Origin of the sequence: Klebsiella michiganensis, assembly GCF_002925905.1 — a bacterium.
Lineage (GTDB): Bacteria > Pseudomonadota > Gammaproteobacteria > Enterobacterales > Enterobacteriaceae > Klebsiella > Klebsiella michiganensis.
Genome location: NZ_PRDB01000021.1, coordinates 1 through 14718, shown reverse-complemented (window position 1 = coordinate 14718; position 14718 = coordinate 1). Strand labels below are relative to the sequence as shown.

Below are 14718 nucleotides of genomic sequence, written 5' to 3'. Positions count from 1 at the left end.
TCATTTTTCCTCTGAGCGCATAACTTTACGGCAGAAAGGCCATTTTTCCGCCATACTGTCAATAATTGTTGACAGCTATCTTCACGCCAGCAAATAACTGTCCTATCATTCATCGGTTATTGGCCTCTTTAGGGTGAAAACGCCTATGCGTCTTGAAGTCTTTTGTGAAGACCGTCTTGGTCTGACTCGTGAATTGCTCGATTTACTGGTGCTGCGCGGTATCGACCTGCGGGGCATCGATATTGACCCTATTGGCCGAATTTATCTCAACTTCGCCGAGCTGGATTTCGCCAGCTTCAGCAGCCTGATGGCGGAAATTCGTCGTATCGCCGGCGTCACCGACGTGCGCACCGTGGCGTGGATGCCGTCAGAGCGCGAACATCTGGCGCTCAGCGCGCTGCTGGTGGCGATGCCTGAGCCGGTGCTGTCTCTCGACACCAAAGGAAAAGTCGAACTGGCTAACCCGGCCAGCTGCCAGCTGTTTGGCCAGAGTCAGGAGAAGCTGCGCAGCCACCCGGTCGCGCAGCTGATTACCGATTTTAACGTCCAGCGCTGGCTGGAAAACAGTCCGCAGGAGTCCCACGCCGAGCACGTGGTGGTCAACGGGCAGAACTTCCTGCTGGAGATCACCCCGGTTTATCTCGAAGGCGAACACGGCGAGAAGGTACTAACCGGCGCGGTAGCGATGCTGCGTTCGACGGTCCGTATGGGGCGCCAGCTGCAAACGATGACCATTCAGGACACCAGCGCCTTTAGCCAGATCCTCGCCGTAGGCCCGAAAATGCGCCACGTTGTCGAGCAGGCCCGTAAGCTGGCCATGCTCAGCGCGCCGCTGCTGATCGTCGGTGATACCGGCACAGGGAAAGATTTGCTGGCCCACGCCTGCCATCTGGCCAGCCCGCGCGCGGGGAAACCTTATCTGGCGCTGAACTGCGGCTCCATCCCGGAAGACGCGGTGGAGAGCGAGCTGTTCGGCGACGCCGTTCAGGGCAAGAAAGGCTTCTTCGAGCAGGCTAACGGCGGCTCGGTTTTGCTGGATGAAATTGGCGAAATGTCGCCGCGCATGCAGACCAAGCTGCTGCGCTTCCTCAACGATGGAACTTTCCGCCGCGTTGGTGAAGATCATGAAGTCCACGTTGATGTCCGGGTGATCTGCGCTACCCAGAAAAACCTGGTGGAGCTGGTGCAAAAAGGGCTGTTCCGCGAGGACCTCTACTATCGTCTTAACGTCCTGACCCTGTATCTGCCGCCGCTGCGCGATTGCCCGCAGGACATCATGCCGCTGACCGAGCTGTTCGTGGCGCGTTTTGCCGATGAGCAGGGCATCCCGCGGCCGAAACTCTCCGCTGATTTGAACAGCGTTTTGATGCGCTACAGCTGGCCGGGCAACGTGCGCCAGCTCAAAAATGCGATCTATCGCGCGCTGACGCAGCTGGACGGTTTCGAGCTGCGCCCTCAGGATATTCTGCTGCCGGATCACGACGTCTCCTCGCTGGCGGTAGGCGAAGAAGCGATGGAAGGCTCACTGGATGATATTACCCGCCGTTTCGAACGCTCGGTGCTCACCCAGCTTTATCGCAGCTTCCCCAGCACGCGTAAGCTGGCCAAGCGTCTTGGCGTCTCGCATACCGCCATCGCCAATAAGCTGCGCGAATATGGCCTGAGCCAGAAAAAGGGCGATGAGTAATGCCCGTCGGCCGGCTGCCTGCGCCGCCGGCCGGCATTTCCAGAAAAGGGAGGGGGGCTGGCGTCAAATGAATCGGTATATACTGCGTTTTTACCCTCTTTATGGCAGGCATACGCATGCGGATCTGGCGTAGTCATTTTTTTCAATGGATGAAACTGCTGGCGCTCTCCAGCGCGATCTCTTTTGTGCTGTTCTGGTTTCACCTTCCCGCCGCGCTGCTGCTGGGGCCGATGATTGCCGGCATCACCCTGAGCCTGCGCGGTGCGGCAATTCGCGTACCCCGTCCCTTTTTTATTGCCGCCCAGGCGATTATCGGCTGCATGATTGCCCGCAGCCTGACGCCCTCCATTTTCGGCGTTCTGCTGGCAAACTGGGCGCTGGTGCTGCTGATTCTCTTTTCCACGCTCGCTATCAGCGCGCTGGCGGGATGGCTGCTGGTGCGCTACAGCGATCTGCCCGGCGCCACCGGGGCGTGGGGGAGTTCGCCGGGCGGCGCCTCGGCGATGGTGATTATGGCCCAGGAGTACGGCGCCGATGTCCGGCTGGTCGCGCTGATGCAGTATCTGCGGGTGCTGTTTGTTGCCGGCGCCGCGGCGCTGGTGGTGCGCGTCGCGCTCGGCGGTGAAGCGCAGGAGATGACTCAGCAGGTCGCCTGGTTTCCGCCGATCAGCCGGCAGCTGCCGCTTACGCTTCTGTTGACGGCGGCGGCGGGGTGGCTTGGGCTGCGGCTGCGCTTTCCTTCCGGGGCGATGCTCTTCCCGATGCTGATTGGCGCGCTGGTGCAGGGAGAAGGCTGGCTGCTGCTCGAACTTCCCGAATGGCTGCTGGCGCTGGCCTATGCCGCCGTCGGCTGGAGCGTTGGTCTAAAGTTTAATAAACAGATTTTCCTGCTGGCGCTGAAAACCCTGCCGCAGATCCTGGCATCGATTATCGGCCTGATCCTGCTGTGCGCGCTGATGGCTTATGGGCTGACGCAGATTTTGCCGCTGGACTTTATGACCGCCTATCTGGCAACCAGTCCGGGCGGACTGGACACGGTGGCGATTATCGCCGCCGGTACGCGGGCGGATATGTCGTTTATTATGGCAATGCAGACGCTGCGCCTGTTCACCATCTTATTGACCGGCCCGGCGATTGCGCGCTTCATCTCCCGCTATGCGGCGCGGCAATAAAAAAAGCCCCCGGTTAACGAGGGCTTATATTACCTGGCGGGGATATTACGCTTTCAGCGCGGCCAGGGCTGCGTCGTAGTCCGGCTCTTCGGTGATTTCATTCACCAGCTGGCTGTAAACAACCTGGTCATTTTCATCAATGACGACCACAGCACGCGCCGCCAGACCGGCCAGCGGGCCCGCGGAGATAGCGACGCCGTAGTCGGCCAGGAACTGCGCGCCGCGCAGGGTAGACAGAGTGACAACGTTGTTCAGGCCTTCAGCGCCGCAGAAGCGAGACTGCGCGAACGGCAGGTCAGCGGAAATGCACAGCACGACGGTGTTGTCCAGTTCAGACGCCAGCTGGTTAAATTTACGTACCGATGCCGCGCAAACGCCGGTATCGATGCTTGGGAAAATGTTCAGCACTTTACGGGAGCCGGCGAACTGGCTCAGCGCGACGTCAGAGAGATCTTTGGCCACCAGCGTAAACGGCTGCGCTTTAGCGCCTGCCTGCGGAATGGTGCCTTGAACAGAAACGGGGTTGCCCTGGAAATGCACGGTTTGTGACATGGTTATCTTCCTGTTTACATATAGTTAACGTCGCGGCTAGTGTATGACATCCGTCATCAGCACGGCAAATCCTTTTAATACTTACCTGCGAGGTTCAGGGAATGCGAAATCTGCGAGTCTATGAAGAAGCCTGGCCGTTACATACTCCGTTTGTGATCGCCCGCGGCAGCCGCAGCGAGGCAAAAGTCGTGGTGGTGGAGATTGAAGAGAATGGCGTCAAGGGGACAGGTGAGTGCACGCCCTATCCTCGTTACGGAGAGAGTATAGCCTCGGTGATGGCGCAGATTATGGCGATTGGCGAACAGATTGAACGCGGCGTCTCTCGTGAGCAGATTCAGCACCTGCTGCCCCCCGGGGCCGCGCGTAACGCCGTGGACTGCGCGCTCTGGGACTGTCAGGCGCGCAGCGCGGGTAAGAGCATCGCGCAGCTGTTGGGCGTGACGCTGCCCAACCGGGTGGTTACGGCGCAAACGGTGGTTATCGGCACGCCGGACCAGATGGCGGCGAGCGCGGCGGCGCTGTGGGAAAAAGGGGCCACGTTGCTGAAAGTGAAGCTCGACGATCATCTGATTAGCGAGCGGTTGATTGCCATTCGTGAAGCGGTTCCGCAGGCAACGCTCATCGTGGATGCCAACGAAGCCTGGCGCAGCGATGGCCTGGCCGAGCGCTGTCAGCTGCTGGCGGATATTGGCGTGGCGATGCTGGAACAGCCGCTTCCGGCTGGGGCCGATGAAGCGCTGGAGAATTTTATCCACCCGCTGCCCATTTGCGCCGATGAGAGCTGTCATACGCGCGACAGCCTGGCGGCGCTGCGCGGCCGCTATGAGATGGTCAATATCAAACTGGATAAGACCGGCGGTCTGACCGAAGCGCTGCTATTGGCTGAGGAGGCGGAGCGCCTGGGATTTGCGCGGATGCTGGGCTGCATGCTGTGTACCTCAAGAGCCATCAGCGCGGCGCTGCCGCTGGTGCCGCTGGCCCGATTTGCCGACCTCGATGGCCCGACCTGGCTGGCGGTGGACGTTGAGCCGGCGCTGCATTTCAGCACCGGCGTGCTTCATCTTTGAGGATGCCAGTGCAGCAGGTCCGTCATCGCCTGAAGGTATTTATCCGTCGCCTCGTCGGCGGATATCGGCGGGAATTCGGCGGTGATGCAGGGCAGGCCGATATCCGCGCACCAGCTGCCAAAGGAGCCGGGCGTTTCATAGCCGACGCTGCCTACCAGCGGCAGGCTGAACGCCCCGGCAAGCCACTGCCCCAGCGCGCTGTGGCCGGGGTCTTCAATACAGGCCAGCGGATCGTGAAACGAAACCACCCATGCGGGATGGATCAGGTGGATCAGCTGGCACAGCGCCTGGGTTTCCGGTTCTGAACCGGGTTTTTCGCCGGTGAGCAGAACCACATCGCGCTGTTCCGCCGCGCTGTTCCAGCGATAGACCGTTTCGCCTTCTTTCCAGTTTGCCGCCGGAAAATTCCGGTTCAGGTCGATGCCGCGCGCGTTGGCGCGCAGCCCCAGCTGGCAACCGTCCGGGTTGACCGCCAGCACGACATGATGGCGGCGCAGCTCGGGTTTGAGCGTACGTAGCGCGCAGGAGAGGGTGACAATCGATGCGTTTTCATCGCCGTGGGTACCGGCAAGGATCAGGCCGCTGCGGCTATCGGCCAGCGGTGCAGGGAACCACAGCAGCGGCGCGCCGAGGTGAGACTGGCCATAGCGTTGTGTGCCGGGCGGAAAATCACCGCGCTGAGGGCGAGGACGAGAAACTGGCATAGGGCATCCTGTTGTCAGGTTATTTTTCAGCAGTGTTGTGTAAAACCGTCCCGGAATCAAATAGTTTCCAGCGAGGACGAAATCAGCATATATGTCAACTTTCTTTCACAAGCCGTTTGCAATTTCAGGTGATGAAACAAATAATTATCGCACTGCCAGCTCTGGTTTTTTTATTTTAAAGGGGATCTTATGAAGTATCCTGTCACATTGACATGCGGCGCGCTGTGGTTAGCCAGCGTCTCTTCTCTTGCCTGGGCGGCCGATGTCCCGCCGGGCACCGTATTAGCCGAAAAACAGGTGCTGGTGCGGCACATTAAAGATGAACCCGCCTCCTTAGATCCCGCCAAAGCCGTCGGTCTGCCTGAAATTCAGGTTATCCGCGATCTTTTTGAAGGTTTAGTCAATCAGGACGAGAAAGGCAATCTGATCCCAGGCGTGGCGACTCGCTGGCAGAGCAATGATAATCGCGTCTGGACATTTACCCTGCGCGATAACGCCCGCTGGTCCGACGGAACGCCGGTAACGGCGGAGGATTTCGTCTATAGCTGGCGGCGGCTGGTTGATCCTAAAACCACCTCCCCGTTTGCCTGGTTTGCTGCGCTGGCCGGAATCGCCAATGCGCAAAATATTATTGATGGTAAAGCCGCGCCGGATACCCTCGGCGTCACCGCCGTGGACGCGCGTACCTTGCGCGTGCAGCTGGATAAACCGCTGCCGTGGTTCAGCAATCTGACGGCGAGCTTTGCTTTCTATCCGGTGCAGAAGGCTAACGTGGAGAGCGGCGACAACTGGACGCGTCCGGGAAGCCTGATTGGCAACGGCGCGTATGTCTTAAAAGATCGCGTGGTGAATGAAAAGCTGGTGGTGGTTCCCAATACGCACTACTGGGATAACGGCAAAACGGTGATCCAGCAGGTCACATTTACGCCCATTAACCAGGAATCGGCGGCCACCAAACGTTATCTGGCCGGCGATATCGATATCACCGAGTCGTTCCCGAAAAATCTGTACCAGAAGCTGCTGAAGGATATTCCGGGGCAGGTCTATACCCCGCCGCAGCTGGGCACTTATTATTACGCGTTTAACACGCAGAAAGGGCCAACCGCCGATGAGCGCGTCCGCCTGGCGCTCAGCATGACTATCGATCGCCGTCTGATGGCGGAGAAAATTCTGGGTACCGGCGAGAAACCGGCCTGGCGCTTTACCCCGGACGTGACCGCAGGCTTTACCCCGCAGCCGACGCAAATCGAGAGCATGAGCCAGGCCGAGCTGAATGCCCAGGCCAAAGCGCTGCTGCAGGCGGCGGGCTACGGTCCGAACCGTCCGCTGAAGCTGACGCTGCTGTACAACACCTCGGAGAACCACCAGAAAATCGCGATTGCGGTGGCTTCCATGTGGAAGAAAAATCTGGGCGTCGACGTGAAGCTGCAAAATCAGGAGTGGAAAACCTATATCGACAGCCGCAATACCGGCAACTTCGATGTGATTCGCGCCTCATGGGTCGGGGATTACAACGAGCCGTCGACGTTCCTGTCGCTGCTCACCTCGACCCACAGCGGTAATATCTCCCGTTTCAACGATCCGGCCTACGACAAAATTCTGACCCAGGCGGCGCTGGAAACGTCGGAAAAGGCGCGCAATGACGATTACAACGCGGCGGAAAAAATCATTATGGCGAAAGCGCCCATCGCGCCGATTTATCAGTACACCAACGGGCGTCTGATTAAACCGTGGCTGAAAGGGTATCCGATAGCCAATCCGGAGGACGTGGCCTATAGCCGCACAATGTATATCGTGAAGCACTGATGCGTACTGACCTCCTGCTAACATCAGACAACCATCGCTAAACCCACAACTGGCGCGGCTTACAGCGCCAGTGTCTCCTTTCGCATTCTGAGTATCTTCATCCAGGTCGTTTCAGCCCCAAACTCCCACTTTCCGATGCTGTTATTCGTTCAGGATTAAAGCAGTGCCGTCAACTCAGTGAACAACTTTAGCTCGCACGCGTTGCAGGCGTCGCAACGTAATAGTACTGGCACCAGCAACCAGAGGCACGCCTTGCCCGGCTGTTGCTAATACAACAGGCTGTGTGCATCAGTTGGCGCATTCGCAACAGCTCTTGCGCAAGCCTATTTTTTAAAACCATTGATTAACATGAATTAAATAATGCGCAGCCTTTGGCATGATTATCGCTAACACCCATATAACAAAATTAAAATAAGTCTTCGATAAATATCGAATATGGTTATATAGGAAATGGATAATGACGCAGAAAGCTGACGATAATATCAACATATTGGCGTTCTCTCGCCGTAGATTGCTCTCGCAGAGCAACCTTAGCGGAGAAAGCGAGGAATGGCCTGGCGACTATCGGCAGGGAACGCTGCGCCAGCGCTTCCTGCATCATCTGCGTAGCTACTGGGATGTGTATCGTTATCGGAAAGCGCCACAGGTGGCCGATCGTGCTGCCGCCATTGCCGGAGAAACGCTGGCGACGCTGGGTTTCAGCCTGTCCGCCCGATGTCCCGAGTCCTGATTTTTTCCCCTTTTATCCTTTTCATTAATAAGCGTGTGCCAGTACCTGGACACACCGTGGAGAGCGCTATGCCATCGCAACGAGAGATTCGCCTTAACGCGTTTGATATGAACTGTGTCGGTCACCAGTCGCCGGGCCTGTGGGCCCATCCGCGCGACCGCTCCTGGCAATATAAAGATCTGGAATATTGGGTCGATCTGGCGCGCCTTCTGGAGCGCGGCAAATTTGACGGCTTGTTTATTGCCGATGTGCTTGGCGTTTACGATGTATTTAACGGCAACGGCGATGCGGCGATTCGTCAGGCGACGCAGGTGCCGGTAAACGATCCGCTGGCGCTGATAACCCCGATGGCGCTGGTGACGGAACACCTTGGCTTTGGTCTGACCGCATCGCTGTCATTTGAGCATCCCTATCCATTTGCCCGTCGGCTGTCGACGCTCGATCATCTGACCAAAGGACGGGTGGGCTGGAATATTGTTACCTCGTATCTGGAAAGCGGCGCCCGCAATATTGGGTATCAGGCGCAGACCGACCATGATGCGCGCTACGACTACGCCGATGAATACCTCGACGTCGTGTATAAACTGCTGGAAGGCAGTTGGGAAGACGGCGCGGTTTTGCGCGATCGCGAACGGGGAATTTTTAGCGATCCGCAGAAAATCCATCCGATTAACCATCAGGGCAACTTTTTCTCCGTTCCGGGCATCCATCTGTGCGAGCCGTCGCCGCAGCGCACGCCGGTTCTCTATCAGGCGGGGGCCTCCAGCCGCGGAAAACAGTTTGCCGCCACGCATGCCGAGTGCGTTTTTGTCGCTGCGCCGTCGAAAGTTCTGTTGAAGAAGACGGTCGCGGATATTCGTCGTCGCGCCGCGGAAGCCGGGCGCGATCCGCGCAGCATTCTGATTTTCAATCTGCAAACGGCGATCGTGGGTGAAACCGATCGCGAGGCGCAGGCCAAATGGCAGGAATACAAATCATACGTTAGCTATGAGGGCGCGCTGGCGCTGATCTCCGGCTGGACCGGTATTGACTTCGGTCAGTATCGGCCGGACCAGGTGCTGAAATACCTGCATACCAACGCCATCCAGTCGGCGGTTGAGGCGTTTTCCACCGCCGACCCGAATCGTCAATGGACGGTGGAAGCGCTGGCGGACTGGGTGGGCATCGGCGGCTTTGGCCCGCTGCTCGTCGGCAGTGCGGAAACGGTGGCCGATGAACTGCAATCCTGGGTCGAGGAAACCGATGTCGATGGCTTCAATCTGGCCTACGCCGTGACGCATGAAACCTTCCGCGACGTGGTGGAGCTATTAATACCAGAGCTGCAAAAACGCGGCGTCTTTAAGCAGGATTACCGGGAAGGCACGCTGCGCGAAAAACTGTTCGGCGCCGGGCCGCGCCTGACCGCGCCGCACCCGGGGGCAGACTACCGTCGCGGCGTGCGAAACGATGTTGGGGCGAAGGAGACGGCGGCATGATTGATATCGATAATCTGCATAAACGCTACCGCACGGCGGATGGCCGCGTCAGCGAGGTTCTGAAGGGATTATCGCTCAGGGTGCCCGCCAGCTCCATTACCGCGGTGGTAGGGCCGAGCGGCGCGGGGAAATCGACCCTGGCGCGCTGCATCAGCCTGCTGGAACGCCCCGATAGCGGCAGTATCAAGGTTAACGGCAAAGATTTGTCATTACTGTCAGGGGAGGCGCTGCGGCGTGAACGGCGCGCGATCGGCACCGTTTTTCAATCCTCAGCGCTGCTGAATCGCAAAACGGCGTGGCAAAACATCGCGGTGCCGCTGGAGTATCTGGGCGTGGTGGAACGCGACATTAAGGCGCGGGTCGGTGAACTACTGGAGAGCGTAGGGCTGAGTCACAAAGCGGAGGCCTATCCGTCCCAGCTTTCCGGCGGACAGCGTCAGCGCATTGGTATCGCTCGCGCGCTGGCATTACGTCCGTCGGTACTGCTGGCGGACGAGGCCACGTCTGGGCTGGATCCCCAGGCGACCGCCACGGTGCTGGGTTTGCTCCGACAGCTACGTGATGAGTACCGGCTGGCGATAGTCCTGATTACTCATGAAATGGATGCGGTACGCGCCGCGGCGGATGCGGTGGCGGAAATCCGCGATGGCGCGATAGTCCAGTACGGGCAGGTGAAAGAGCTGCTGGCCCGTCCGGATTCCCTGCTTGGTCAGCAGCTATTGCCGCTGTCGCCCATCGCTGTTAACAGCGATCTGCTGCTGCGCCTGAGTTATCGCTGGGATGTGCCGGTGGCGACTGACTGGATCAGCCGTCTGAGCCACCAGCATGCGCTACAGATAGATTTGCTCGGCGGCCATGTGGAAGTGATCAACGGTCAACTGGCGGGGCGTTTACAGGTCGGCGTCCGATTTCAGGGACAACGACTGTCAGCGGATCGAACGATCGCGCTTTTAGCGCAGCTGGGCATTGCGGCGGAAATCCTTGCACACGCCCCCGAGCTACAGGAGGCGGTATGAAACCGACAGTGATAAGCCAGGATACGCCGTGGCATGAAATCCACACATTGCTGCTGCCTGCTTATGGTGAAACCTGGCTGATGGTTGCCATTGTGATGCTGTTTGTGGTGACCCTTGGCGGCGTGGTGGGCGTGGTGTTATTCAACGCCTCGCCGCGAGGATTATTTCCGCGTCCCGCGCTTTACCAGGTGCTTAACTGGGGCGTCAACATGGGGCGCTCTCTGCCCTTTCTGGTGTTAATGGCGGCGATTATCCCGTTTACGTTCTGGCTTACGGGCACCACTATCGGCATCCCTGCCGCGGTGGTGCCGATGATTGCCGCTGGCGTGCCATTTTTTGGCCGTCTGGTGGAAAACGCCCTGCGCGAACTCCCGGCGGAGGTTACCGCGGTGGGGCTGGTGTGCGGCGGTTCGCGCTGGCAGATAATCCGCCACGCGCAGCTCAGCGAGGCGCTGCCTGCGCTGGTGGCGGCGGTCACGCTTAACCTAGTGTCGATGATCGAATATTCGGCGATTGCCGGCACTATCGGTGCGGGCGGGATCGGCTATCTGGCGGTCGTGTACGGCTATCAGCGTTTCGACAATCACATCATGATCGCCACCATTGTCGTGCTGATCGCCACGATTCAGATCATTCAATTCTTTGGCGACCGTCTGGTCAATAAGCTTCGCCACACTCAGGGGATTTCTTCATGACAACAGAACAGTTTGAACTCCGTAAAGCCCGCCGCTGGCCATGGCTGGCGGCGCTGGCAGCGATCGCGGCGCTGGCCGTCGCGTTCTGGTGGTGGCGCGGATACGCGCAGGCGCCGCAGGTCGTTTTCGGTACGACGTTAAAAATTCACTACGAACCGGCGATGGCGGGCGAGCAGCGAATTATTGAGTACATCAGTCAGCATATTGCGCCCGATTATGGCCTGAAGCTGGAGGCGGTGGGCGTACAGGATCCGGTACAGGCGGACAGAGCCGTGGCGGAGGGGCAGTATGCCGGCACTATCTATCAACATCAGTGGTGGCTTAAGCAGGTGGTGGACGCCAACGGCTTTGCGCTTTCGACGACCGTGCCGGTTTTTCAGTGGGCCTTCGGGATCTATTCCGACCGCTATAAATCGGTACAGGATTTGCCCGTCGGGGCGACCCTCGTCGTGCCGGATGATGGCGCTAACCAGGGGCAGGCATTATGGTTGCTGCAAAGGATAGGGTTAATCTCACTCGATCCGGCGGTTGAGCCGCGCACGGCGAAACTGAAAAATATTGTCGGCAACCCGCACAAGTTCAATTTTAAAGAGCTGGATTTATTAACCATGCCGCGTGCGCTGAATTCGGTGGATGCCGCTATTGGTTATGTCTCACAATTTGATGCCGGAAAAGTCCCGCGAGAAAAAGGCATATTATTCCCGCCTGCGCCTAAAACGTTTGCCTCGCAATTAGTCATCGGTACACCGTATTTATCGCAGGAGAATATTGTCAAATTAAAACAGGCTTTTTCCGATCCGCGTATTCAGACGTGGTTAAAGACCACTGACGATCCGCTGGTCAAAGACGTACTGGTTCCGGTCTCAGCAAACTAAGACATCATTGATGAAACGATAATAACCGGACGGGCATCTGCTCGCCCGGTTACTGGTGTCATTATTTATTAACTTATTGAATATATTGATAATTATATGATTATTTATTGTTTTTAATATGCTAAAGCCCGGCTTATAACCAGAGTCACCTGCACAATTATATAAGGTAAATAATATGAGTACTCTGTCTGTTGATAATGCTGGCGCCGTTTCGGCACCGGTGAGTAGCGTCGGGGATGTGGCGCGATTAATTAATTCCGGCAGGGAGCAGAGTAAATATGCGCGGATGATTGTATTCCTCGCGCTCGGCGGTGTATTCCTCGACGCTTATGATTTAACCACGCTCTCTTACGGTATTGATGATGTGGTGCGGGAATTCCAGCTCTCGCCGCTTTTAACCGGCATTGTCACCTCGTCAATAATGGTCGGCACGATTATCGGTAATTTAATCGGCGGCTGGCTGACGGATAAATATGGCCGTTATTCGGTGTTTATGGCCGATATGCTATTTTTTGTGGTATCGGCGATTGCGGCAGGACTGGCGCCGAATGTCTGGGTATTAATCGGCGCGCGATTCCTGATGGGGATTGGCGTCGGGATTGATCTCCCGGTCGCCATGTCTTATCTGGCCGAGTTTTCCCGCTTTAGCGGGAAGGGTAATAAGGCCGCGCGGCTCGCGGCCTGGTGTCCGATGTGGTACGCCGCCTCGACGGTCTGTTTTTTAATCATCTTTGGGCTCTATTTCCTGTTGCCAAAAGAACATCTGGACTGGCTGTGGCGCGCATCGCTGCTGTTCGGCGCGGTTCCGGCGCTGCTGATTATTGCCGTGCGCAGCAAATTCATGAATGAATCGCCGTTATGGGCGGCCAACCAGGGCGATTTGACCTCGGCTGTGCGTATTCTGCGCGACTCTTACGGGATCAACGCTCACGAAGCACCGCCAGAACGTCCTGCTCCGCCGCCCAAAGTGAGCTTTCGCGTGCTATTTGCAAAACCGTACCGCGAACGCACTATTGTCGCCGGGGTGATGAACGTCTGTATCTCATTTGAGTATACGGCGATCGCCTTTTTCCTGCCGTCCATTCTCGCCCAATTCCTTGGTGCTGGCGTGTTCGAAACCATCTCCGCCTCGCTGGGACTCAATGCGCTGTTCGCCTTTACCGGTGGGCTGCTGGGGATGCACCTGGCATGGAAATACCCGTCGCGACACGTCGCGATCGCCGGGTTCGCACTGCAGTTTATCGCCCTGATCGTCCTCGCGCTGGTGGGGCAGCCGCAGGCCGCGCTGGGTGTAGCGCTGGCGATTGCGATGCTGGGGCTGTGGCTGTTTGCCGAGGGCTTTGGTCCCGGCGCGCAGTTGATGATCTATCCGGCGCTTTCATACCCAACCGCTATTCGCGCCACCGGGGTCGGCTTCAGCCGCGCACTTTCCGGTATTGGCAGCGCGCTGGCGCTGTTTGTGCTGCCGCTGCTGCAGGCATCGCTCGGTACGCAAATGTTCTGGGTCGTATCGCTGGCCGCCATTATCCCAATTTTCTTCCTGCTCGCGGTACGCCATGAGCCTACCCAATATGACATTGACGACAGCCACCATTGAGGAACAGAAAATGACTTTACTCTCTACCGGCACTGACTATGAACAGTTGGCGGCGACCTTCCGACCGATTTTTGCCCGTATCGCGCAGGGAGCTGCGGCGCGCGAACAAAACCGCATCCTGCCCGATGAGCAGATCCGCTGGCTGAAAGAGGCCGGATTTGGCACGGTACGCATTCCGCGGGAAAAGGGCGGCTGGGGCGCGTCGTTGCCGCAATTAATTGCGCTGCTTATTGAGCTGGCTCAGGCCGACTCCAACCTGCCGCAGGCGCTGCGGGCGCATTTCGCCTTCGTTGAAGACCGCCTCAATCAACCTGACTCGCCGGCGCGCGATCGCTGGTTCCGTCGCTTCCTCGACGGCGAGCTGGTGGGCAGCGGCTGGACCGAAATCGGCGCGGTCAGGCTGGGGGAGGTTTTCACCCGCGTAACGCCCGTTGAAGGCGGCTGGCGGCTGGACGGTGAGAAATTCTATAGCACAGGTACGCTGTTTGCCGACTGGATAGATGTTTTCGCCCGGCGCAGCGACAACCAGGGCGATGTGATTGCGCTGGTCAGCACGAGCCAGGCCGGCGTTGAACGTGAGGATGACTGGGACGGCTTCGGTCAGCGTCTGACCGGCAGCGGCACGACCCGCTTCAAACAGGCGCAGGTGGAGCAGGATCACGTCTACGACTTTGCGCAGCGCTTTCGTTATCAGACCGCGTTTTATCAGCATATCCTGCTGGCGACGCTGGCGGGAATTGGCCTGGCAGTTGAGCGTGACGTCGCCGAAGGCGTGAAAAAGCGGACCCGGATGTACAGCCACGGCAATGCCGCCGTGCCGCGCGACGATGCGCAGGTACTCCAGGTTGTGGGACAAATCAGTAGCTGGAGTTGGGCGACGCGGGCGGCGGTATTGCAGGCGGCGGAATCGTTGCATCAGGCCTACCTTGCGCATGCCAGCGGCGACGAAGCGCTCATTGAACAGCGCAATCGTCTGGCTGAAGTCGAAGCGGCGCAGGCGCAGGTGATTGCCAGCGACTGGATCCCGCGTGCGGCCACCGAGCTGTTCAACGCCCTCGGCGCGTCGGATACGCGAGTGAGTAAGGCCCTCGATCGGCACTGGCGCAACGCGCGCACCGTGGCATCGCACAATCCGGTGATTTATAAGGCGAGAAATATCGGTAACTGGCTGGTTAACGGCGAAGCGCCAACCTTTATCTGGCAGATTGGCGACGGCGAGAAATCGCAGGGCTGAGAAACACGGCGAAGGAGCCTCTCCGTAAGGATCGTTGGCACCCCCATCACGATTGAGCGGGGGAGCATCCCCCGGATCATGGACGACTGGGGGCAGTAATCATGCCGG

12 protein-coding genes and 1 pseudogene are annotated in these 14718 nt (G+C 58.3%); 11 read left to right on the top strand and 2 right to left on the bottom strand.

What is annotated here, in order from left to right:
* Positions 1–145: 145 nt before the first annotated feature.
* Together tyrR and CDA56_RS26825 are read left to right on the top strand one after the other, a co-directional pair.
* Entirely contained in the window at positions 146–1687 is a 1542-nt protein-coding gene (gene tyrR, locus CDA56_RS26830; RefSeq protein ID WP_004850219.1) for a transcriptional regulator TyrR, read from the top strand.
* A 116-nt stretch (positions 1688–1803) separates the two neighbouring features.
* Positions 1804–2859, top strand: a complete 1056-nt coding sequence (locus tag CDA56_RS26825; protein ID WP_032749413.1) for an AbrB family transcriptional regulator — start codon at positions 1804–1806, stop codon at positions 2857–2859.
* A 45-nt stretch (positions 2860–2904) separates the two neighbouring features.
* Here CDA56_RS26825 and tpx read toward each other — a convergent pair whose 3' ends face one another.
* A complete protein-coding gene (gene tpx / locus CDA56_RS26820) occupies positions 2905–3411 on the bottom strand; it encodes a thiol peroxidase (RefSeq protein WP_004850226.1) in 507 nt (168 codons plus the stop codon).
* A 101-nt stretch (positions 3412–3512) separates the two neighbouring features.
* Here tpx and ycjG point away from each other — a divergent pair, with 101 nt between their 5' ends.
* A complete protein-coding gene (gene ycjG, locus CDA56_RS26815) occupies positions 3513–4478 on the top strand; it encodes an L-Ala-D/L-Glu epimerase (protein ID WP_049084316.1) in 966 nt (321 codons plus the stop codon).
* On the opposite strand, the gene mpaA is transcribed toward ycjG, so the two are convergent.
* The gene (mpaA, locus tag CDA56_RS26810; RefSeq protein WP_102802791.1) at positions 4469–5182 is read right to left on the bottom strand and encodes a murein tripeptide amidase MpaA; all 714 of its coding nucleotides are present in this window, start codon (positions 5180–5182) and stop codon (positions 4469–4471) included. The two genes, ycjG and mpaA, sit on opposite strands and share 10 nt — an antisense overlap.
* A 189-nt stretch (positions 5183–5371) precedes the next feature.
* On the opposite strand from mpaA, the gene CDA56_RS26805 reads away from it, so the two are divergent.
* The 8 genes and pseudogenes from CDA56_RS26805 (at position 5372) to CDA56_RS26770 (ending at position 14610) form a co-directional block, all read left to right on the top strand.
* Positions 5372–6988 carry a peptide ABC transporter substrate-binding protein gene (locus CDA56_RS26805; RefSeq protein WP_009653393.1) on the top strand — a complete coding sequence of 539 codons (1617 nt, stop codon included), beginning with the start codon at positions 5372–5374 and terminating at the stop codon, positions 6986–6988.
* A gap of 484 nt (positions 6989–7472) precedes the next feature.
* A pseudogene (locus CDA56_RS31390) lies at positions 7473–7643 on the top strand (FAD-dependent oxidoreductase); the annotation flags it as partial.
* A gap of 143 nt (positions 7644–7786) precedes the next feature.
* Positions 7787–9193 (top strand): LLM class flavin-dependent oxidoreductase, encoded by a 1407-nt coding sequence (locus CDA56_RS26795; protein WP_048261867.1) that lies wholly within the window; start codon positions 7787–7789, stop codon positions 9191–9193.
* Positions 9190–10209 (top strand): methionine ABC transporter ATP-binding protein, encoded by a 1020-nt coding sequence (locus tag CDA56_RS26790; RefSeq protein WP_032749403.1) that lies wholly within the window; start codon positions 9190–9192, stop codon positions 10207–10209. Before CDA56_RS26795 ends, CDA56_RS26790 begins: the two co-directional genes overlap by 4 nt.
* Complete coding sequence (locus CDA56_RS26785; RefSeq protein WP_014229035.1) at positions 10206–10904, top strand: methionine ABC transporter permease; 699 nt, start codon at positions 10206–10208, stop codon at positions 10902–10904. The genes CDA56_RS26790 and CDA56_RS26785 overlap by 4 nt, the downstream gene beginning before the upstream one ends.
* Entirely contained in the window at positions 10901–11779 is an 879-nt protein-coding gene (locus tag CDA56_RS26780) for a MetQ/NlpA family ABC transporter substrate-binding protein (RefSeq protein ID WP_014229036.1), read from the top strand. The genes CDA56_RS26785 and CDA56_RS26780 overlap by 4 nt, the downstream gene beginning before the upstream one ends.
* A 175-nt stretch (positions 11780–11954) precedes the next feature.
* Entirely contained in the window at positions 11955–13376 is a 1422-nt protein-coding gene (locus CDA56_RS26775) for an MFS transporter (RefSeq protein WP_014838232.1), read from the top strand.
* A 10-nt stretch (positions 13377–13386) separates the two neighbouring features.
* A complete protein-coding gene (locus tag CDA56_RS26770; RefSeq protein ID WP_032719789.1) occupies positions 13387–14610 on the top strand; it encodes an acyl-CoA dehydrogenase family protein in 1224 nt (407 codons plus the stop codon).
* Positions 14611–14718 lie beyond the last annotated feature (108 nt).